This window comes from Bradyrhizobium sp. NAS80.1 (assembly GCF_001908205.1).
In the GTDB taxonomy this organism is placed as follows: Bacteria; Pseudomonadota; Alphaproteobacteria; order Rhizobiales; family Xanthobacteraceae; genus Bradyrhizobium.
Genome location: NZ_LGHL01000232.1, coordinates 1 through 20,944, shown reverse-complemented (window position 1 = coordinate 20,944; position 20,944 = coordinate 1). Strand labels below are relative to the sequence as shown.

The following is a 20,944-nucleotide window of genomic DNA, read 5'->3' as shown; positions in this document are numbered from 1 at the left end:
CCAGGGCCTTGCGGCGCTGGATAAGGGAAATCGATGTTTGACTTTTTTGTCCATAGTTTCAGCTCGTTGAGCCACGGGCTCCTCGGCTACGTGGTTCCCTTCCTGTTCGTCCTGACCATCGTCGTGTTCTTCCACGAGCTCGGCCATTTTCTGGTCGCACGCTGGGCGGGCGTTCGGGTGTTGACCTTCTCGCTCGGTTTCGGACCTGAGCTGATCGGGTTCAATGACCGCCATGGCACCCGCTGGAAGATCTCGGCGGTCCCGCTCGGCGGCTACGTCAAGTTCTTCGGCGACGAGAGCGAGGCCTCGACCCCCTCGGCCGAGACGCTCGCGGCCATGACGCCCGAGGAGCGCGCCGGCAGCTTCCACCACAAGAAGGTCGGCCCGCGCGCCGCCATCGTCGCGGCCGGACCAATTGCCAATTTCATCCTCGGCGCGCTGATCTTCGCCGGCATGGCGCTGTACTACGGCAAGCCGAGCACGATCGCGCGCGTTGACGGCGTCGTTGCCGATGGCGCTGCCGCTGCGGCCGGGTTCAAGATCGGCGACGTCGTTGTCCAGATCGACGGCAAGCCGATCGAGAGCTTTGCCGACATGCAGCGAATCGTTGCGATGAATGCCGGTTCGGCGCTTACTTTCCAGGTCAAGCGCGACGGCGCCATCGTGTCGCTGAGCGCGACGCCGGCACTGCTCGAGCGCAAGGATCCCTTCGGCAACCGCCACCGCGTTGGCGTGCTCGGTGTCGAGCACAAGTCGCAGGCTGGTGAGGCCTCGACCGCGCCGGTCGGGGTAGGCGAGGCCCTCAAGATCGGGGTCGAGCAGGTTTGGTTCATCATCACCAGCACCTTCAAGTTCCTGGGCTCGCTGTTCGTAGGGCAAGGCAATCCCAACGAAGTCAGCGGCGTCCTCGGCATTGCGAAGATGTCGGGGCAGGCGGCCAGCGCCGGGTTCCAGTTCGTGATCAATCTGTGCGCGGTGCTATCGGTGTCAATCGGCCTGCTGAACCTGTTTCCGATCCCGCTGCTCGATGGTGGTCACCTTATGTTCTATGCGGCGGAAGTGGTCCGCGGCCGGCCCTTGTCCGAGCGGACTCAGGAAATGGGGTTCCGAATCGGGCTGGGCTTGGTGCTGATGCTGATGGTGTTTGCGACCTACAACGACATCCTTCGGATGGCGGCTTCCTGATCGGGGCTTTTTTGTGGCGTTGCTGTTGAGCAACGTCTTGGAATGAAATTGAAATTACGGCGCGCTCGGCCGTTTGCGGCGTCGGTGAAATTGGCTACAAGCGGCCTGAACTTGGGGAATCTCCCAGACCGGCGTTGGGGTTGGGTCTGGTCGGAATAAGGGCGCGTTGCGCATGAAGTTTGGACTGCGACTCCGGGGGGGGCTTGCTCGCAACCCTGATCATGTTCGGCGCGCCGGTGGTTGCCCCGATCGGGGCTGTTTTGGTGTCTTCGTCTGCGCTCGCTCAGACTGTTCAGTCGATTTCCGTCGAAGGGAACCGGCGCGTCGAGGTGGAGACGATCCGCTCCTATTTCAAGCCAGGCCCGGGCGGTCGCCTCGATCAAGGTGCGATCGATGACGGTCTGAAGGCGTTGATCGAGACTGGCCTGTTCCAGGACGTGCGAATCAACCGCGGTCCCGGCGGCCAGATCATCGTCTCGGTGGTGGAAAACCCGGTGATCGGTCGCGTCGCCTTCGAGGGCAACAAGAAGATCAAGGACGAGCAGCTCACCGCTGAAGTCCAGTCCAAGGCACGCGGCACCTTCTCCCGTGCCATGGTGCAGTCGGACACGCTGCGAATCGCCGAAATCTATCGCCGGTCCGGTCGTTACGACGTCCGCGTCACGCCGGAGATCATCGAGCAGCCGAACAACCGCGTCGATCTCATTTTCACGATCGAGGAGGGCGCCAAGACCGGCGTCAAGTCGATCGAGTTCATCGGAAACAACGCATTCTCGGCCTATCGTTTGCGGGACGTCATCAAGACGCACGAATCGAACCTGCTGAGCTTCCTCGCCAGCGGCGACATCTATGATCCGGATCGCGTCGAGGCCGACCGCGATCTCATCCGCCGCTTCTATCTCAAGAACGGCTTCGCCGACGTTCAGGTCGTCGCCGCGCTCACCGAATACGATCCGGAGAAGAAGGGCTTCAACGTCACCTTCAAGATCGAGGAAGGCGCCCAATACCGGGTCGGTACGGTCGATTTCCGCTCCAGCATTCCCAACTTCGATCCCAGCTCGCTGCGCTCCTATTCGCGCGTCAATGTCGGCTCGCTCTACAACGTCGAAGCGGTCGAAAAATCGGTCGAGGAGATGCAGGTCGAGGCCTCGCGCCGCGGCTATGCCTTCGCGGTGGTCCGTCCCGGCGGCGACCGCAACTTCGAGGCGCACACCGTGTCCGTCGTGTTCAACGTGGACGAGGGGCCGCGCACCTATATCGAGCGCATCAACCTGCGCGGCAACACTCGTACGCGCGACTACGTGATCCGTCGCGAGTTCGACATCTCCGAGGGCGATGCCTACAACCGCGCGCTGGTCGATCGTGCCGAGCGGCGCCTGAAGAACCTCGACTACTTCAAGAGCGTGAAGATCACGACGGAACCGGGCTCGTCGAGCGACCGCGTGATCCTGATCGTCGATATGGAAGAGAAATCGACCGGCGACTTCTCGGTCTCGGGCGGTTACTCCACGACCGACGGTGCGCTGGCGGAAGTCTCGATCTCCGAACGCAACCTGCTCGGCCGCGGCCTGTACGCCAAGGCGTCGGTGACCTATGGCCAGTACGCGCGCGGCTACTCGCTATCGTTCGTCGAGCCGTATCTGCTCGACTACCGTGTTGCGCTGGGCCTCGACCTCTATCAGCGCCAGCAGCTCTCCAACAGCTTCATCTCCTACGGCACCAAGACGCTCGGCTTCTCGCCGCGCCTCGGCTTCAGCCTGCGTGAAGATCTGGCGCTCCAGCTGCGTTACTCGATCTACCAGCAGGAAATCTCGCTGCCGTTCTACCTGGCGAACTGTAACAACACCCAGTTCCTGGCGGATGGCGTGACGCCGAACCCGCTCTTCAACCCGAGCCCGGCCTTCTCCAACGCAAGTGGCATCCCACTTGCCGCGTCGACCAACGGCCTCGGCTGCTACAGCGATGGTGAAGCCTCGCTGCCGGTGCGCAAGGAGCTTGCGGGCGGCAAGACGCTGACCTCGGCGCTCGGCTATTCGCTGTCCTACAACACGCTGGACAACAACAAGAACCCCACCGACGGTCTACTCGTCGACTTCCGTCAGGATTTCGCCGGCGTGGGTGGCGACGTCACTTACCTGAAGTCCGTCATGGACGCGAAATACTATGCTCCGCTGGTGTCCGACATTGTCGGCCTCGTCCACCTTCAGGGCGGCATCCTGAACAAGATCGGCAATAACGACATTCGCATGCTCGATCACTTCCAGATGGGTCCGAACCTCGTCCGTGGCTTTGCCCCGAACGGCATCGGCCCGCGCGACATCAACCCGTTCGACACGCAGGACGCGCTTGGCGGCACCAAGTATTGGGGCGCTTCGTTCGAATTGCAGATGCCGTTCTGGTTCCTGCCGAAGGAAGTGGGTCTGAAGGGCGCGGTCTACGCCGATGCCGGCGGCCTGTATGACTACAAGGGACCGACGACGTGGTCGGTTACGAACGAACTGACCACGCCAGCCAACTCGAACTGTATCCCGTCGACCACCAATCCGGTCAGTGCCGGCACCTGTACGGGCCTGATCTACGACGACAGCAAGGTGATCCGGTCGTCGGTCGGTATTGGCCTGATCTGGCAGTCGCCGTTCGGTCCGCTGCGGTTCGACTACGCCGTGCCGCTCACCAAGGGCCAGTACGATCGCGTGCAGCAGTTCAGGTTCGGCGGCGGCACCACGTTCTAGTTCGATCAGCACAGCACGATCCGGATCAGTGGAGCCGGTTTCCGAAAGGGATCGTGCCAATTCAAGAGATGAGGCATGATGCGGCCAGGCCGCTTCATGCCGAAGCCGGACCGCGACGGGGTGGAATGGCGCAGCCGACCTTCTTCAAAAAACCGCCTGCCTCAGCGCTGGCTGACATTGCCACGCTGACCAAGGCGCAACTGGTCGATCCCGCGAGGGGCGGCCACGTGATCACGGGTCTGGCTTCGCTCGACGAAGCCGGCCCGATGCATCTGACGTTCTTCGATAACCTCAAATATGCCGATGAGCTCAAGGCGACCAAGGCCGGAGCTTGCCTCGTGAGCCCGCGCTTCGAGGCCCAGGTGCCTGCGCATGTGGCCGTGCTGCGGGTGGCGCAGCCGTTCCGCGCCTTCGTCCGAATCGCCCGGGAATGGCACGGCGATGCGCTGCGCCCCCAGTCCTGGGTCGGCAATGACGGCATCGCTCCGTCGGCCATCATCGACCCCTCGGCGCGGCTCGAGGACGACGTCGTCGTCGATCCCCTGACGGTCATCGGCCCGGGGGTCGAGATCGGCAGTGGCACCGTGATCGGTGCCGGCGTGGTCATCGGTCCGGGAGTGAAGATCGGCCGGGACTGCAATGTCGGCGCCCGCACGGCGATCCAGTGCGCGCTGATCGGCAACAACGTGCTGATCCATCCCGGCTGCTCGATCGGCCAGGACGGCTACGGCTTCATCTTCTTCGGCCCCGAGGGCCATCTGAAAGTGCCCCAGACCGGCCGGGTGCTGATCCAGAATAATGTGGAAGTCGGCGCCGGCACCACCATCGATCGCGGGTCCTTGCGCGACACCGTGATCGGAGAGGGCACCAAAATCGACAACCAGGTCCAGATCGGCCACAATGTGACGATCGGCCGGAATTGCCTTCTGGCAGCACAGATCGGGCTCGCCGGCAGCCTGACGATCGGCGACAACGTGGCGCTGGGGGCAAAGGTTGGCATCAACAATCACCTCAAGATCGGCGACGGGGCCCAGGTCACCGCGATGAGCGGCGTCAAGGACGACATCCCGCCGAACGGACGCTGGGGTGGCTTTTTTGCCAAGCCTACCAAACAGTGGTTCAAGGAAATTATCGCGGTGGAGCGCCTGGTACGCGACAGCAAGGCCGATCCGAAGGACGAGGGACGGGAATGACGGAGGAATCACCGATCAAGTTCGAGCTGGTGGATATCAATGCGATCCTCCGGACTCTGCCGCACCGCTTTCCGATGCTGCTGATCGACCGCGTGATCAACATCCGCGCCGATTACAGCGGCATCGGAATCAAGAACGTCACCTTCAACGAGCCGGCCTTCCAGGGGCATTTCCCGGAGCGCCCGGTTTATCCGGGCGTGATGATGATCGAAGCGATGGCGCAGACCGCAGGCGTCATCGGCATCACCTCGGTCGAGGGCACTGAGAAGCCGCGGGCGGTGTATTTCCTCACCATCGACAAGTGCAAGTTCCGCAAGCCCGTGCTGCCCGGGGATACCATCGAGTATCACATGCGCTCACTCGGCCGCCGCAAGACGATGTGGTGGTTTCACGGCGACGCCAAGGTCAACGGCCAAGTCGTCGCGGAAGCCGATGTCGGCGCGATGCTGACGGACTGAGCGGGGCTAGAGCCATTTTCCGTTCCGATGGAAGCGGAGCGGGGCTCTAGATTATTGTTTTGACGCGTTTTCTTTACGCGAACCGGTATCCACTTCGCTCGAAAACGCTCTGGCCCAAAGAGAGACGCTCGCGCGCCCGGCAGCCGAAGCGCTCGCCGGTCGCCTCACGCCTGATATTCTGGTTGAAGAACTGTCCCATGGACAGGGCGCCCAGGAGGCGCTCGACCGCTGCGGCAGGGACGCTACAATAGCGGTCATACCTGCCGCTGATCCCGACGATGAGGTCTTGCTGCGCCCGGTCGTAGCAGACGCGCTGAAGCACCGTGCTGCGGGTGATGTCGCGGCATTCGAACGTGCCGAGGTCGACGTGGCGTTCGCCGATCTCGATCGTCTCGGACACGAGCGGTGCCGCGACCAACTGTGCGAGCAGGATTGCCAGGGCCCTGACCACGATGACTTCAAGCTCCACATGAACGTGTTGACGCGCTGAGACGGCCAGCTCATCCGGCACGTGAAATACGCGGATATGATACGTCACTGGACAGATCGGGCATAGTCGCGCTAACCAGCGGAAAACCTAGTGACTTCAACGGATAATCAGACCTTCTTGATGAGTAAGATTGATCCCACCGCACGTGTCGCGGACGGCGCCGTGATCGGCGAGGGCACCGAGATCGGGCCCTATTGCATCATCGGCCCGAATGCCGTGCTTGGCGCGAACTGCAAGCTGATCGGGCAGGTCACCGTCATCGGTCATACGTCGGTGGGCGACGGCTGCGTCATCTCTCCCTTCGCCGTGCTCGGCGGCGCGCCGCAGGATCTCAGCTACAAGGGCGAGCCGACCCGGCTCGAGATCGGTTCCGGCTGCACCATCCGTGAAGGCGCGACGATGAATGTCGGCACCATCAAGGGCGGTGGGCTGACGCGCGTCGGCAACGGCGGCTACTTCATGAACAACAGCCATGTCGGCCATGACTGCATGGTCGGCAATAACGTGATCTTCGCGACCTCGGCGACGCTCGGCGGCCACTGCGAGATCGGCGATTCCGTTTATATAGGCGGCCTGTCCGCGGTGCATCAGTTCACGCGCATCGGCCCGTATGTGATGGTCGGCGGCGTTTGCGGCGTGCGCGACGACGTCATCCCGTTCGGTCTCGTCAACGGCCAGTACGCGGTGCTGGAAGGCCTCAATTTGATCGGCATGAAGCGGCGCAATTTCACCAAGCAGCGTCTCGCGACCGTGCGCTCGTTCTACCAGAAGCTCTTCTACGGTCCCGGCACTTTCGCCGAGCGGCTCGAGGCGGCGCGGCCGCTCGCCGGTGAAGACCCCGCCATCGCCGAAATCCTCGACTTCATCGGCAAGGGCAAGCGCCCGCTCTGTCTTCCCGCCATCGAGAAGTGAACCTGATATGGCCGCGGACATGACATCGGCGGCGACGGAGATTTCATCGCCGGTCGGCGTGGTCGCAGGCGGCGGTGCCATGCCGTTTGCGGTCGCCGACTCGCTCGCCGCACGCGGCATCACGCCGGTGCTGTTTCCGCTGCGCGGTGCCTGCGATCCGGCGCGGGTGGAGAAATTCCGCCATCGCTGGATTTCTGTCGGCCAGCTCGGCCGCGCGATGCGCCTGTTTCGCGAGGAGGGCTGCCGCGACCTGATCTTCATCGGCACCCTGGTGCGGCCCGCGCTGTCCGAGATCCGGTTCGACTTCAAGACGCTTCGGCTGCTCGGCAACGTCATCCGCGCCTTCCGCGGCGGCGACGATCATCTGCTGTCCGGCGTCGGGCGTATCCTCGAGCAGGACGGCTTTCGCATGGTCGGCATCAAGGATGTCGCCCCCGATCTCCTGATGCCCGAGGGCTGCATCAGCCGCGCCTGGCCGAACGACAACAGCAAGACGGACATCGAGCGGGGACGTGCGGTGCTGACCGCGCTCGGTCCGTTCGACATCGGCCAGGCTGCGGTCGTGATCGACGGCCATGTGGTGGCGGTCGAGGATATCGAGGGCACCGACGCGCTGCTCGCGCGCGTGGTGCGCCTGCGCGAGCAAGGCCGCATCCGCGCCGCGGCCGGGCGTGGCGTGCTGGTGAAGGCGCCGAAGAGCGGGCAGGACCTGCGCTTCGACCTGCCGACGATCGGCCCGCGCACCATCGAGGGCGTCGCGAAGGCCGGCCTTGCCGGTATTGCGGTCATCGCGGGGAACACCATTGCCGCCGAGCCGCAGGCCATGATCGCGCTCGCCGACACAAAATATCTCTTCATCATCGGTCTGCCGGCATGATGCAGGTTCGCGATCCCAAGCGGAAGATATTTCTGGTCGCCACTGAGGAATCCGGCGACCGGCTCGGCAGCGCCTTGATGAAGGTGCTGCGCCAGCGCCTCGGCGACGGCGTGCAGTTCGAGGGCGTCGGCGGCCGCACCATGGCGCGCGAGGGACTCCACTCGCTGTTTCCGATCGAGGAGCTGTCGATCGTCGGCTTCGCCGCAGTCGTGCAGCAACTGCCAAAGATCTTGCGGCTGATCCGGAAGACCGTGGATGCCGTGACCGAGGCCGCGCCCGACGCGCTCGTCATCATCGACAGCCCCGACTTCACCCATCGCGTCGCACGTCGCGTGCGGGCGCGAAATCCGGCGGTCCCGATCGTCGATTACGTGTCGCCGCAGCTCTGGGCCTGGCGGCCGGGACGGGCGCGGACCATGCTCGGCTATGTCGATCATGTGCTCGGCCTGTTGCCGTTCGAGCCGGAGGAATACCGCAAGCTCGGCGGGCCGCCATGCAGCTATGTCGGCCATCCCCTGATCGAGCAATTGCCGTCGCTGCGGCCGAACGCGGAGGAGCGGACGTGCCGTGACGGCGAGCCGCCGGTGCTGCTGGTGCTGCCCGGCAGCCGCCGCAGCGAAATCCGGCATCATATCGAGGTGTTTGGCGCGGCCCTCGGCCGGCTGCAGGCGGAGGGGCGCGCGTTCGAACTGATGCTGCCGACCATGCCGCATCTCGAAGCCACCGTGCGCGAAGGCATCGCGAGCTGGCCGGTCAAGCCGCAGATCGTGCTCGGCGAAAACGAGAAGCGCGCCGCCTTCCGCATCGCGCATGCCGCGCTGACGAAGTCCGGCACGGTGACGCTCGAACTTGCATTGTCGGGCATCCCGATGGTGACGGCCTATCGCGTCGGCGCCATCGAGGCCTTCATCCTGCGCCGCGCGATCCGCGTCTCCTCGGTGATCCTTGCCAATCTCGTGATCGGCAAGGATGTCATCCCGGAGTTCCTTCAGGAGGATTGCACGCCGGAGAAGCTCGCACAGGCGCTGTCGGAAGTGTTGATGGAGACGCCGCTGCGCCGGCAACAGGTCGAAGCGTTCGCGCAGCTCGACACGATCATGTCGACCGGCAACAAGTCGCCGAGCGTGCTCGCTGCCGACATCGTGCTGGCGACGATGCACAAGGGCAGCCGCTAGAGCCATTTCCGTTCCGATGGAATCGGAGCGGCTCTAGATTTTTGTTTTGACGCGTTTTCGTTACGCGAACCGGTATCCACTTCGCTCGAAAACGCTCTAATTCTGATTTTTGTGCCGGGCTACTTCTTCGCGCGTCCGCCGGCGGCGCGGCGGGGCCGCGGCTTTCCGGCCGCCGTGCTCGGTCGCGCGGGCATTGCGTCCAGCGACGGGTCTTCCTCGGGAATATGGAGGGTCGATAGAAAATCGGCGCCGGCCCGCATCACATGCTCTGCGGCAAGCGTGGCGGCTGCGCGCTCGTCGCCCGCGATGATGGCGCGCAGGATGCCGGCATGCTCCTCCCAGGTCCTGGCCTGGCGCTCCGGATCGGCCGGCGCGAACAACATCGCGGTTCTCTCGCGCAGCCGTTTGAGCAGATCGGCGAGGACGCGATTGCGACCGGCCGCAGCGAGCTCGTGGTGGAATTGCTGGTTGAGGCCGGACAGCAGGTCGAAGCGCCTGGCGGTGACGGCTTCGGTGCCCTTGTTCAGGACTGCTGCGATCCGCGCCAGAATATCCTGATCGCGACGGCGCGCGGCCAGCCGCGCGTTCTGTCCCTCCAATAGCGCGCGAACCTCGATCGTCTCGCGCGCCTCCTCGTCGGTCATGGCAAGGACCGATGCGCCGCGCCGCGCCGTCACCTCGACCAGGCCCTCGGTCGTGAGCACGCGGATCGCTTCTCGCACCGGATTGCGGGAGACGCCGAGCTCCTCGGCGAGGCGCCCTTCGACCAGTCGCTCGCCGGGCTTGAGCCGTCGGCTCAAGATGGCCTGACGCAGCTCCTCGATGACCCTGTCGTGGAGGGAGAGGTAGTCGTCGCCCAGACGTCGTTTCGAGTTTCCCAGCCTGCTAGCCATGAGATGACCTGCTCAGCCGCCCCGGTTTGATTTCCAAACCGCGCGGCGAGATCCGATCCGCCACCGACCGAACGGAATTCCCGGCAGGGACGGCACCAACGTACTTAGACTGCCCACTGCGCAGCGGCAAGCCGTTGTCGCCGGGTGTGCCGGTATCGCCCAACCTGTCAATCGAGCGAATCGGACGCAGAGCTCGTCGAGACCGGGCGGGCCCCTGCGGCGGCCGGTCTCGGCGTCCAGGACACGCTGACGTCGCCGGTGAGAAACGTCTGGCACGCCATCCGGTAGCCGGCGGCGAATTGCTCCTCGGTGAGGTGCTTGCGTTCCTTCGGCTTGATCGCGTCGGTGTTCTCCAGTCCCTTCTCGATGAGGCATTTGCACGTCCCGCAAATCCCTCCGCCGCATTTGAAGGGGATGCCGCCCTGTTCACGCAAGGAGATACGCAACAGATTACTGTTGACGGGCGCCGTGACGGACTTCCCGTTATTGGTCACGAATGTGACTTCGAGCATGCCGGTCTTCGCGACGGGCGGATTTGTGCTTTCGGACGTCACGACTTGCGCAGCTTTGTGTCCATGTGGCCGAACGTGGTGAGGTGCTCGAGCTCGCGATAGGCCAGCTCGGGCGTTGCGAATTTTTCGAGGAATTTGGAGGGCACCTGATTCACGATAGGCGGCGACCAGGCTTCGTCGATCACCTTGATCTTGGTTTCCTTGAGCAATTCCGCGATCACGAAAGTTGCCTTTTTGGTGCCGTAGAACAGATAGTCGTAGGAGGCGAGGGGCCGCAGCCCGTCGACAATCTCGGTCCGGAACAGTCCGTCCTTGCTGGTCAGGATCACATACATGGCTCACGTCTCCCGTGTTTGGCGAGAATTGCTGCAAGGCCGGTGCGGACCTGTGCACTCAAGGAGTCAGCCGACCTTGCCGGCTGCGACCACGTCGGCGAGCGGCGTTGCCTCCTGCGACAGCTCCACGTCGTGGGTGAGCCACAGCTGACAGGCCAGCCGATAGCCGGCCTCGATTCTCGCGCCGAGCCGCTTCTTTTCCTTCCAGTTCGGCTCGGGCAGGTGCTCAGCTCCCTTGATGATCAGGGCCGCACACTTCCCGCATTTGCCCATGCCGCAGCCGTAGAGGAAGTTCGGATGGGGAAACTGTCGGATGCCCGCCCTCACGACGAGATTGGTGTTTTCCTGGATCTCGCCGTGGAAGGTCTGGCCGTTCCTGTGAAAGACGACGTTGGGCATGCGGCGCGGCTCAGGCTTGCAGCAAGGCACGCTCGTCGGCGGGGACCTTGTTCTCGGTCATGTCGAGTTCGGCCAGCGGAATGTCCTTGGCGACATAGTCGTGGTACAGGGCGGTCGTGTAGAGCAGCCGCATCTGCGCGCCGATTTCGCAGATCTTCAGGCAGCGCTGCTGCAGCTCGACCGTGTTGGCGTGCTCGAGCACGATCTGGTAGCCGCGTTCGCCGTGAATCTCGTCCGACACGATGTGAAGGTCGAAGAACTCGACTTCCTCGTCGGTGAACTTGTACTTCTCGCGCAAGGTCGGCGTCTGCTTGCGGTAGATCGACGGCACCTGCGATTCCAGGCCGACCACGAGACCTGCCACTGCCACGATCGGGTCCTCGCGCATCGCGACCGCATAGCACCAGCTTTGCAGCCCGCGCGTCGTGGCGGTCATGTTGTCGGGATTCTTGACGCGTTCCGCAGTCGTCCCGCAGGCCTCGGCGAAGCGGATCAGCAGGTCGGTATGGCGGTCGCCACCGATCTCCTCCTCGTACATGTTGGCGAGCAGGAAGTCCTTGGCTTCCTGATACTGCTCCGGCATCCGCGCATAAATGTAGCCGAGATAATCGGCGAACGGGCCGACATAGTGGTAGTGATTCTCTGCCCAGCTCGCGAGATGCGCTCGGCTCAACTTGCCGCTCGCCCAGGCGATGCTGAAGGGAGCCTTGTTGGCGCTCTTGCCCTTGATTGCATTCTCGAGGGCTGTGCGGAATTCCACATGGTTCATCAGCTTTTGCATCATCGCGCTCCTCTGTCGCCGAAAGGGTGGGCCGGCTTCGTCGCGGCCGTTGGGCCTTTGCAATAACAGTATACAGTATACAATTTTAGCCGATCGTCAACAAGTCGGGCTGTGGGAAATCCGGCCTCGGGTGCGTCATTTTGTATTTTTGCACGTAATATCAATCAGATAATTTAGTGATAGTTCCGATCTTCAAACGCCTCTGCAAGGCAGTCGCAGTTAGTTGTTGCGTTTTCAGAATACAGTATACAAAATGTGGCCGTTGGGGAGAACGCATCGCATGACTATGCCGCATGTTCCGATCGTCGCCGCGCACTGGGTCTACCTGTTTGGTGTGGCCCTCATCGTCCTGACAATGATCTGGCGCGCCAACGTGGTCGTGCCGTCGGTCCTCGCGACGTTCCTGGTCGCGTTGGCCTGGACGCACAGTCCGATTGCCGCGCTCGCAAGCATCTTCAATGCAAGTTTCACAGCGGCAAAGGAGCTGTTCAACATCTTCCTGGTGATCGCGCTGATGACCGCGCTGCTCAACGCGCTGAAGGTGTTGCGCTCCGACATCCGCATGGTGGAGCCGTTCCGCGCTGTGATGAAGGACGGGCACACGGCCTATTTCGTTCTGGCCGGCATCACCTACGTCATCTCACTCTTCTTCTGGCCGACACCGGCGGTGCCATTGGTCTCGGCGGTGCTGCTGCCGGCGGCGATCGCGGCTGGGCTGCCGCCGCTCGGTGGTGCGCTGGCGATCGCGATCGCAGGCCAGGGCATGGCGCTGTCATCGGACTATGTCATCGGCGTCGCTCCGGGCATCAGCGCCAAGGCCGCGGGTGTTGCGGTCAGCGCCGCCACGGTCGCGGACCGGGCGCTGGTGCTGTCGCTGATCACCGGCAGCATCGCGCTCGTGCTGGGCTACTTCGCGATCCGCAAGCTCATCACCAAGCCGGATGACAAGCTGCTCGAGCGCTGGCAGGCGCAGTCGAGCAGCGGCGAACTCGCGCGCGTTGCGGAGGAGGGCACCTTCGACAAGGCCGAGATCGCCCGTGGCACCGCCAGCGACCAGAAGCCACTCGCGAGCCAAGCGCAGATCGACAGGGCGCTTGCCGCGATTCCGGGTTCTCGCGAAAAATGGTCGAAGATCTTCGCGGTGGTGACGCCGCTCGCCTTCCTCGGCGTCATTGTCGTGATGGTGCTCTCGAAGCTTGGCATCGGCCATGACCTCAAGGGCGGAGACGCTGCGGCGCTGGTCGGCGGCGTGGCCGCCGTACTGATGATCTGCGCCTCGTTCGTCACCGACGATTTGCGCGAATTCCTCGATGCCAGCGCCGACCATGTCACCGAGGGCTTCGTCTTCGCGTTCAAGGCCATGGGATCGGTGCTGCCGATCGCCGGCTTCTTTTTCCTCGGCGCCGAGCAGGGATTGTCCGCCCCGATCCTCGGCGTCCCCGCGGCTCAGGCGCCCAATCTCCTGTTCGAACTGGTCCAGGCTGCGCAGCACTGGATTCCGAGTAACCAGGTCTTCGTCGCGTTCGGCGTTCTGATCGCCGGCATGATCACCGGGATCGACGGGTCGGGTTTTGCCGGCCTGCCGCTCACCGGATCGCTGTCGGGCGCGCTGGCGCCGACCGTCGGGCTTGATCCCGCGACGCTCGCGGCCATCGGCCAGATGGGCGCGGTGTGGACAGGGGGCGGCACCCTGGTGGCGTGGTCGTCCCTGATCGCGGTGGCCGGGTTCGCGCGCGTGCCGGTATTCCAGATCGTGCAGACGGTGATGGTGCCGGTGCTGGTGGGGCTGGTGACCTCGACGATCTGCGCGGTCCTTATCTGGCATTGAAGAAGGTTCGGTCATCATGAGCGAGGCTGCGACGACGAGTGCCCGCGGTTCCGAGGAACACGGCGTGCAGGTTGAGGAGTTCCCGAATCTCGTCAATGGCGAGCAGTTGCGCGGCGTTGCGAAGCCGTTCGACAACACCAATCCGGCCGACACGTCCGACATTGTCGGTCGCTTCCAGGCTTCAACGGCGGCCGAGGCGAAGCTCGCGGTCAACGCGGCCGAGGCCGCGTTCGAACGCTGGAAGAAAACGCCAATCTCGGCTCGCGCAGCCATTCTCAATCGCGCGGCGGATCGTCTCGAGGCCCATGCAGACCAGATGGCGCGGGAGATGACCCGCGAAATGGGCAAGGCGCTCAACCTCGCGAAGGACGAGGTCCTGCGCTCGGCACAGACGTTGCGATTCTATGCCGTGGAAGGCCAGTCGCTGGTGGGCGAAGTCTTTCCCAACGACGACCCCGACATGACGGTCTACACGCTGCGCGAGCCGCTCGGCGTCGTGTCGATCATCACGCCGTGGAATTTTCCTGTCTCGATCCCGGCACGCAAGATCGCGCCCGCCCTCGTTGCCGGCAATACGGTGGTCTTCAAGCCGTCGTCGGATGCGCCGCTGAGCGGCTACCGTCTCGCCGAGGCGTTGGTGGCGGCGGGCTTGCCCAAGGGCGTCCTGAACTTCATCACCGGCAGGGCCGGCGAGGTCGGGCCCGCCATCACCGAAGCGCCCGAGATCCGCGCCATTTCGTTTACCGGATCGACAGCGGCCGGCGAACAGATTTGCCGGGCGGTCAGCTTCACGACGCGCACGCAGATGGAGTTGGGTGGCAAGAATCCGCTGATCGTGATGGACGATGCCGATCTCGATAGGGCGGTCGATCTGACTGTGAAGGGCGGCCTGTCGCTTGCAGGCCAGGCTTGCACCGGCACCAGCCGTGTCCTGGTGATGAAGCAGGTGCGCGCCGAATTCACGGAGCGGCTGGTTGCCCGGGTCAGGGCTTTGAAGGTCGGCAACGGCCTCGTCGCCGGAATGGACCTCGGGCCGCTCGCCACCGCCAAGCAGCTCGAGACGGTGTTGCGTTATATCGAGATCGGAAAGCAGGAGGCGACGCACCTCTACGGCGGTGAACGGCTCTCCGGCGCCGGCTATGATGGCGGCTACTACGTTGCACCGGCGATCTTCACCGACGTCACACAGCAGATGACGATCGCCCGCGAGGAAATTTTCGGCCCCGTCATCGCGATCATCGAGGTCGAGTCCTACGCGGACGCCATCGCCAAGGCCAACGACACCGAATACGGATTGTCGGCCGCGATCGTAACGCGCAACCCGCGCATCATGCACGATTTCGCCAATGACATTCAGTCGGGAACCGTCAAGATCAACCGCACCACGACCGGCAATCTGATCAATGCGCCGTTCGGAGGCGTGAAGCGGTCGAGCACATCGACGTTCCGCGAGTCCGGCCGCGCCGCACTGGAATTCTACACGCAGATCAAGACCGTGTACCGCGGATGCTGAAGAACAATTCCACGCGATGCCGCGCGCGCGGCGTCGCGGTCGACGGAAAAGGTAAGAGATGAAGAAATCGATCAAGCTCGAACTATCGGAAGCCAGGCACATGGCGGCCGCAGCGCTGAAAAAGGCCGCCGAAATAGGTGTGCCCGAGACGGTCTGCATCGTGGACGACGGCGGCTACCCGCTCGTCCTCGAACGGATGGACGGCGCGCGCGTCACCGGCCCGCAGATCGCCTGGAATAAGGCCTTCACGGCCGCCGGCCACAAGCGCTCAACGCATCTGTTTAACCAGTTGCCGAACGGACCGGCGCTTCCCGGCAACGAGGCGTTCGGAATCCAGTGGAGTTTTGAGGGCAGGTTCGCCGTGTTCGTCGGTGGCTTTCCGATCGTGGTCGACGACGAAGTGGTCGGCGGCGTGGGCCTCAGCGGCGGCAATGGCGAGCAGGACACGCATTGCGGCGTGGCTGCGCTGCAGGCCTTGCAGGAGCTGCTGACCAACCATCGGGTGCTCGTCGCCGCCGACATCAAAAAATGAGCGTCGATGCGAACGGGGGGCAGTCACCCCGCCGGACACGATTGCGACGGCGAGTTAGCTAGCCGAGGCCCCCGTCGACCTGAAAGCACTGGCGCGTGATGCGTTGGCTTTCGTCGGACGCCAGAAACAACGCCATATTCGCGATGTCGTGGGGTGTGACCGCATCGGGAATGGCCTGGCGTGCGCGCAGCTCGGCGATGGCCTGTTCGTTCGGATACCACAGCCGGCGCTGGCGTTCGGTGATCACCATGCCGGGCGCAATCGCGTTGACGCGGATGCGGTCTGGGCCGACCAGCCGGGCCAGCGAGTTGGTGAAGCCGACGATTGCCGCCTTCGCCGCGGCGTAGACCGGCAGCGCCAGCGCACCGCGCATCCATGCAATGGACGACATGTTGATGATCGAACCGCCGCCGCGCGCCTGCATCTGCGGGACTACGGCTTGAGCTGCAAAGAAGACGTGTTTGAGATTGACGCCGATCATCCAGTCGAACTCGGCCGGCGTCACCTCGGCCAACACCTGGCGCTGGTCGTTGGCGGCGTTGTTGACGAGGACCGCGGCATCGCCGAGCGATTTGTGGACCTTTGCCATTGCGGCGCGCAAGGAGGCGATGTCCAGGAGGTCGCACGGCACGAAAATTGGCGCTGTGCGGGACGCGGCGGCCACCTCCGCGACCAGGGCCTCGCCGGCTGCTTCGTCGATATCGAGAAAGGCGACGCGGGCGCCTTGGGCAGCGAAAGCCCGTACGAAGGCGGCACCAATGCCGCTGGCGCCGCCGGTGATCAGCACCACGCGGTCGGCGAGACCGGCATAGCTCGTCTGGGTCATGCGATCAGTCGCTCCGTCTCGGGGTCGAACAGGCAAATGCGGCGCGTGTCGAGCGCGAAGGGGGCTGGGGTGCCAGGTGTGGGGCGGATGTCCGGCGAGATGCGCGCTAGCGCAGGCTCGCCGCCGAGCCGCAGCAGGACAATGGTCTCGGCGCCGGTGGGCTCGACCATCTCCACCGGCGCGTTGACGACGATGGGCGCATCATCGGAAAAGATGCGGCTTCCCTCTGCGATACATTCCGGCCTGATGCCGAACACGATCTCGCGGCCGATAAAGGATGCTGCCGCGTCATATCCGGTCAGGCGCAGGCGAACCTCGTCCGGCCGCCCCGAGCCGATCACGACCAGCGGGCCGCCGCTATCGGCCTCGAGCCGCGCCGGCATCGTGTTCATCGGGGGCGAACCCATGAAGCGGGCGACGAACAGATTGGCCGGGTAGCGGTAGACCGTGTCCGGGTCGGCAAACTGCTGCACCACGCCCCGATGCATCACGGCGATGCGGGTGGCCATCGTCATCGCCTCGATCTGGTCGTGGGTGACATAGACGATGGTGGCGCCTATGCGCTGGTGCAGCCGCTTGATCTCCATCCGCATCTCGACGCGCAGCTTGGCATCCAAATTGGACAGCGGCTCGTCGAACAGGAAGAGCAGGGGATCGCGCACCAGGGCGCGCCCCATCGCCACGCGCTGGCGCTGGCCGCCGGAGAGCTGCGACGGCTTGCGGCCGAGCAGGGGCTCGATCTGGAGCAGCTTGGCCACATTCGCCAGCGCCTTTTCCTGCTCCGCCTTCGGCACGTGGCGGCATTCCATGCCGAAGGTGATATTCTGGCGCACCGTCATGGACGGATAGAGCGCATAGGACTGGAACACCATGGCGATGTCGCGGTCCTTGGGCGGCACGTCATTGACGACGCGTCCGCCGATCTCGATTGTGCCGTCGCTCGCGCGATCGAGCCCGGCGACGATGTTGAGCAGCGTGGATTTGCCGCAGCCGGACGGTCCGACCAGCACCGTGAATTCGCCGCTCTCGATGTCGAGGTCGATGCCTTTCAGCACCTCCAGATTGGCGTAGCGCTTCGACAGGGCGCGAATGCTTAATGCTGCCATGACGACTCCGTCATTTCACTGCGCCGGCGGTCAAGCCGCGGACGAAGTACTTTCCGCCGATCAGATAGATCAGCAGGGTGGGCAGGGCGGCGATCATCACCGCGGCGCTTTGCACGCCATGCTGCGGGATATCGGCGACCGCGGCGGATAGCGCGATCAGCGCGGCGGTGACCGGCTGCTGCTGACCGGTCGTGAATGTCACGCCGTAGAGAAACTCGTTCCAGATATGCGTGAACTGCCAGATCACGGTGACGACCAGGATTGGCGGCGAGAGCGGCAGGATGATACGCCAGAAAATGCGAAAGAACCCTGCGCCGTCGATGCGCGCAGCTCTGATCAACTCCTGCGGGATGGCAACGTAGTAGTTTCGGCAAAACAAGGTGGTAAAGGAGAGTCCCTGGATCGTGTGGATCACGACCAAGCCCGTGAGCGTGTTCATGAGGCCCGTATCGCGCAGCACGATGGTCCAGGGCAGCAAACGCATCTGCTGCGGAAGGAAGATGCCGAGCGTGACGATGCCGTAAATCCAGCTATCGCCGCGAAAGCGCCAGAGCGAAACTGCGTAACCGGCGATCGCACCAAGCAGGGTGGAGAAGATTGTCGCGGGAATGGTCACGAGCGCGGAGTTCAGCATGTACGGCCGGATGCCGGCGCAGGTCTCGGCGACGCAGAAACCGCTCCAGGCGGCGGCGTAATTGCTCCAGGCCAGGTGTTGCGGCCAGCCGATCATCGAACCTTGCGCGATCTCCTCGTTGGTACGGAGCGAATTCAGCACGACAACAGCCAATGGCGCGAGCCATGCTGCAGCGATCAGCGAAACGATGAGATAGATCAGAATCCGGCTTGGTGGGAAGTTTGGGTCACGCATGGATCGCCCGCCGCCGCTGGACATAACGCCACGCTGCATATGGCAGCAAGACCGCGAGAAGAATGAGCAACATGAGGACTGCCGCCGCCGCTCCGCGTCCAAGCAGGCTGCGCTGGAACATCAGGTCATAGACGACGAGGGCCGGCAGCTGGGTCGCGATTCCGGGCCCGCCATTGGTGAGCGCGCGGACGAGGTCGAAGGTCGAAATCGCGAACTGCAGCTGGATGACGATGACGGTGATGGTGATCGGCCAGAGCGTCGGCAGGATGACGCGCCGGTACATCCGGATCGGTCCGGCGCCGTCGATCTGCGCGGCCTTGATCAGGTCGGCATCGACGGAGCGGAGGCCGGCGAGGAAGAGCGCCATGGCAAAGCCGGAGGATTGCCAGATCGCAGCGATGACAATGGTCCAGATCGCCATGTCGCGGTCGATCAGCCAGTCGAACCGGAAGGAGGTCCAGCCGAGGTCGTGGACCAGCTTCTGGATTCCAAGACCAGGATTGAGCAGCCAGCTCCAGACCGTGCCGGTGACCACGAACGACACCGCCAGGGGATAGAGAAAGATGGATCGCAGCAGGTTCTCGCCGCGAATGCGCTGATCAAGCAGGATCGCAAGGATGAGGCCGGTCGCCAGACTCAGCAACACAAAGGCGCTGCCAAACAGCAGCAGATTGTCCAAGGCGATCTGCCAGTTCCGCGATGCCGCAACCGCGGAATAATTGCGCAAACCCACCCAGCCCGAGACCGGGACCAGAGTGGATGGTGTGAACGATATCCAGATCGTCCACAGCGAGAACGCAATGAGGTGCGCGGCGGACAACAGCAGCGGCACCCAGATCGTAAGATATTCGGGCAGCCGGCGTACCCAGTTAGATGCCGCCGGCTGGCCAGGTCTTGTCGAAACGGCGATGGTCAACGTGCGCCCTCAACGGCCTCGGCGAGGCGTGTGGCCGCTTGCTCCGGCTTGATCGTCTTGTTCTTCACAAACTCTGTGATCACGTCGATCATCGCTGCGGTCAGGCCGTTCTCCTGCGCCATGTTGTGCGCGAGGCTCAGGACGGCCTGATTGCTGGCGATCGCGTCTTTAAGAGCTGCTGCGGTCCGCCGTTGACCGTCCGACCAGCCTTCACCGGACAGATCGACATCGGTGCGCACGGGGATCGATCCCGTGATCTGCGAATACATCGTCTGGATCGCCGGATCCATGACGAGCTGGGCCATCAGTGTCTGGCCGGCTTGCAGGTCGGGCTCCTTGCGCTGCCAGAAGATGAACGCATCGGCATTCAACAGGAAGACCGGCTTGCTATTGTCGCTCGGGCCCGGGGCGATCATGAAGTCGTCGAACTTGAAACCGGCGTTGCGCAATACGCCCTGCGCCCAACCGCCCATGATCATCATGCCCATGTCGCCGTCGACGAAGCGCTTGAGGTTGGTCGAAAAGTGTTGGGCGCCGACGTTGGGGTCCATCCAGTCGGCGATCTTGCGGACCTGCACGAACGCAGCCTTGATTTCGGGCCCCTTCAACGCCTTCTCGTCAAGATTCATCATGGCTGCGCGGTAGGAGGCGGGACTGATGCCGGCGAGAGCGGCCTCGAATTTCTGCCCATCGTCCGGGCGGGTGCCGCCGTTGGCGACGGGATAGGCGACACCGCCTGATTTCATCTTTTCGGCGAGATCATTGAAGTCGGCCCAGGTGACGGGGATCTTGTCAGCCTTGGCCTTTTCCATCGCGCGTTTGGAGAGAAACAGCATATTGGTGCTGTAGATCTGCAACGGCAGCGCGATCCACTTTCCGCCCGGCTTGTGCAATTTCGCAAGGTCTGGAGCGACGACTTTTTCGTAACCGGCGGCAGCGACGAGTGCGTCGAGATCGACGGTCGGGGCGATCTTCGACCAGGCCGCAATCTCGGGACCCTTGAGTTGCGAGCATGCCGGCGGATCGCCGGCGATGATCTGGGCGCGCAGCTTGTTCATCATCTCGGTGGTGAACCCGGGGACGGGCGAGTGCTGCCAAACCCCGCCTTTCTCCTCGAATTTCTTCCCAAGTGCTGTGATGGCCGCCCCATCGCTGCCCGCGGACCATTGCGAGATCGCGGTCAGGCGCGGCTTGACAGCGCCTTGTGCGCGGGCAAAAGCCGGCAGCGCAAGCGTGGCCGCAGATCCAGCGAGCAGACGGCGCCTTGTTGTCGTGATCGGCATGGCAAGTTCCTCCCGGTGTGAACTGTTCGCGAGAGCCGCGCAGTAACTGGCAATCTCAGGCGGCCTCCGTCGATGCGGCCGGCATGCCGCCGCGGCAAGCGAGGCAGAAAGCCGCGAATGCCAGCGCGGC

Annotated in this window: 20 protein-coding genes and 1 pseudogene; 10 read left to right on the top strand and 11 right to left on the bottom strand. The window is 63.7% G+C overall.

The features are described 5' to 3' along the window. The first annotated feature begins 33 nt into the window (after positions 1–33). From rseP to fabZ, 4 genes and pseudogenes are all read left to right on the top strand, one after another. Complete coding sequence (gene rseP / locus AC629_RS38725; RefSeq protein ID WP_084809952.1) at positions 34–1,185, top strand: RIP metalloprotease RseP; 1,152 nt, start codon at positions 34–36, stop codon at positions 1,183–1,185. Between the two features lie 172 nt (positions 1,186–1,357). Further along, a pseudogene (bamA, locus tag AC629_RS38720) lies at positions 1,358–3,917 on the top strand (outer membrane protein assembly factor BamA). A 125-nt stretch (positions 3,918–4,042) separates the two neighbouring features. After that, positions 4,043–5,110, top strand: coding sequence for a UDP-3-O-(3-hydroxymyristoyl)glucosamine N-acyltransferase (gene lpxD, locus AC629_RS38715; RefSeq protein WP_084809951.1), 1,068 nt, complete (start codon positions 4,043–4,045; stop codon positions 5,108–5,110). After that, on the top strand, positions 5,107–5,568 hold the full coding sequence (fabZ, locus tag AC629_RS38710) for a 3-hydroxyacyl-ACP dehydratase FabZ (RefSeq protein WP_084809950.1): 462 nt from the start codon (positions 5,107–5,109) through the stop codon (positions 5,566–5,568). Before lpxD ends, fabZ begins: the two co-directional genes overlap by 4 nt. A gap of 73 nt (positions 5,569–5,641) precedes the next feature. Here the strand turns inward: fabZ and AC629_RS38705 are convergent, their stop codons facing one another. Then, positions 5,642–6,079, bottom strand: coding sequence for a KTSC domain-containing protein (locus tag AC629_RS38705; protein ID WP_502693089.1), 438 nt, complete (start codon positions 6,077–6,079; stop codon positions 5,642–5,644). 99 nt (positions 6,080–6,178) lie between these two features. Between AC629_RS38705 and lpxA the strand changes: the two genes are divergently transcribed. From lpxA to lpxB, 3 genes are read left to right on the top strand one after another with little or no spacing between them, the layout of a single operon-like run. After that, complete coding sequence (lpxA, locus tag AC629_RS38700) at positions 6,179–6,970, top strand: acyl-ACP--UDP-N-acetylglucosamine O-acyltransferase (RefSeq protein WP_084809949.1); 792 nt, start codon at positions 6,179–6,181, stop codon at positions 6,968–6,970. A 19-nt stretch (positions 6,971–6,989) separates the two neighbouring features. Beyond that, on the top strand, positions 6,990–7,847 hold the full coding sequence (locus AC629_RS38695; protein WP_084809959.1) for an LpxI family protein: 858 nt from the start codon (positions 6,990–6,992) through the stop codon (positions 7,845–7,847). Beyond that, positions 7,844–9,022 carry a lipid-A-disaccharide synthase gene (gene lpxB / locus AC629_RS38690; protein ID WP_084809948.1) on the top strand — a complete coding sequence of 393 codons (1,179 nt, stop codon included), beginning with the start codon at positions 7,844–7,846 and terminating at the stop codon, positions 9,020–9,022. The genes AC629_RS38695 and lpxB overlap by 4 nt, the downstream gene beginning before the upstream one ends. Positions 9,023–9,141: 119 nt before the next feature. Here the strand turns inward: lpxB and AC629_RS38685 are convergent, their stop codons facing one another. From AC629_RS38685 to AC629_RS38665, 5 genes are all read right to left on the bottom strand, one after another. Beyond that, a complete protein-coding gene (locus AC629_RS38685) occupies positions 9,142–9,915 on the bottom strand; it encodes a GntR family transcriptional regulator (protein WP_084809947.1) in 774 nt (257 codons plus the stop codon). Between the two features lie 167 nt (positions 9,916–10,082). Beyond that, positions 10,083–10,427 (bottom strand): 2Fe-2S iron-sulfur cluster-binding protein, encoded by a 345-nt coding sequence (locus tag AC629_RS38680; protein WP_084809958.1) that lies wholly within the window; start codon positions 10,425–10,427, stop codon positions 10,083–10,085. Positions 10,428–10,465: 38 nt separating this feature from the next. Continuing rightward, positions 10,466–10,762: a ferredoxin gene (locus AC629_RS38675; RefSeq protein WP_074120116.1), complete on the bottom strand. Its 297-nt coding sequence runs from the start codon at positions 10,760–10,762 to the stop codon at positions 10,466–10,468. 66 nt (positions 10,763–10,828) lie between these two features. Next, entirely contained in the window at positions 10,829–11,161 is a 333-nt protein-coding gene (locus tag AC629_RS38670) for a 2Fe-2S iron-sulfur cluster-binding protein (RefSeq protein WP_084809946.1), read from the bottom strand. Between the two features lie 10 nt (positions 11,162–11,171). After that, positions 11,172–11,945 carry an iron-containing redox enzyme family protein gene (locus tag AC629_RS38665; protein ID WP_245332132.1) on the bottom strand — a complete coding sequence of 258 codons (774 nt, stop codon included), beginning with the start codon at positions 11,943–11,945 and terminating at the stop codon, positions 11,172–11,174. Between the two features lie 277 nt (positions 11,946–12,222). On the opposite strand from AC629_RS38665, the gene AC629_RS38660 reads away from it, so the two are divergent. The 3 genes from AC629_RS38660 to AC629_RS38650 are packed head-to-tail and all read left to right on the top strand — an operon-like array spanning position 12,223 to position 15,815. Continuing rightward, positions 12,223–13,770, top strand: coding sequence for a hypothetical protein (locus AC629_RS38660; protein ID WP_210419175.1), 1,548 nt, complete (start codon positions 12,223–12,225; stop codon positions 13,768–13,770). A 16-nt stretch (positions 13,771–13,786) separates the two neighbouring features. After that, positions 13,787–15,283: an aldehyde dehydrogenase family protein gene (locus AC629_RS38655; protein ID WP_084809944.1), complete on the top strand. Its 1,497-nt coding sequence runs from the start codon at positions 13,787–13,789 to the stop codon at positions 15,281–15,283. 58 nt (positions 15,284–15,341) lie between these two features. After that, complete coding sequence (locus tag AC629_RS38650) at positions 15,342–15,815, top strand: GlcG/HbpS family heme-binding protein (protein ID WP_084809943.1); 474 nt, start codon at positions 15,342–15,344, stop codon at positions 15,813–15,815. A gap of 58 nt (positions 15,816–15,873) precedes the next feature. Here AC629_RS38650 and AC629_RS38645 read toward each other — a convergent pair whose 3' ends face one another. The 5 genes from AC629_RS38645 to AC629_RS38625 are packed head-to-tail and all read right to left on the bottom strand — an operon-like array spanning position 15,874 to position 20,814. After that, a complete protein-coding gene (locus AC629_RS38645) occupies positions 15,874–16,641 on the bottom strand; it encodes an SDR family NAD(P)-dependent oxidoreductase (RefSeq protein WP_084809942.1) in 768 nt (255 codons plus the stop codon). Continuing rightward, positions 16,638–17,747, bottom strand: a complete 1,110-nt coding sequence (locus AC629_RS38640; RefSeq protein WP_084809941.1) for an ABC transporter ATP-binding protein — start codon at positions 17,745–17,747, stop codon at positions 16,638–16,640. The genes AC629_RS38645 and AC629_RS38640 overlap by 4 nt, the downstream gene beginning before the upstream one ends. A gap of 10 nt (positions 17,748–17,757) precedes the next feature. Continuing rightward, positions 17,758–18,615: a carbohydrate ABC transporter permease gene (locus AC629_RS38635; RefSeq protein WP_084809940.1), complete on the bottom strand. Its 858-nt coding sequence runs from the start codon at positions 18,613–18,615 to the stop codon at positions 17,758–17,760. Beyond that, positions 18,608–19,531, bottom strand: a complete 924-nt coding sequence (locus tag AC629_RS38630; protein ID WP_084809939.1) for a carbohydrate ABC transporter permease — start codon at positions 19,529–19,531, stop codon at positions 18,608–18,610. Before AC629_RS38630 ends, AC629_RS38635 begins: the two co-directional genes overlap by 8 nt. Continuing rightward, complete coding sequence (locus AC629_RS38625; RefSeq protein ID WP_084809938.1) at positions 19,528–20,814, bottom strand: ABC transporter substrate-binding protein; 1,287 nt, start codon at positions 20,812–20,814, stop codon at positions 19,528–19,530. Before AC629_RS38625 ends, AC629_RS38630 begins: the two co-directional genes overlap by 4 nt. Positions 20,815–20,944 lie beyond the last annotated feature (130 nt).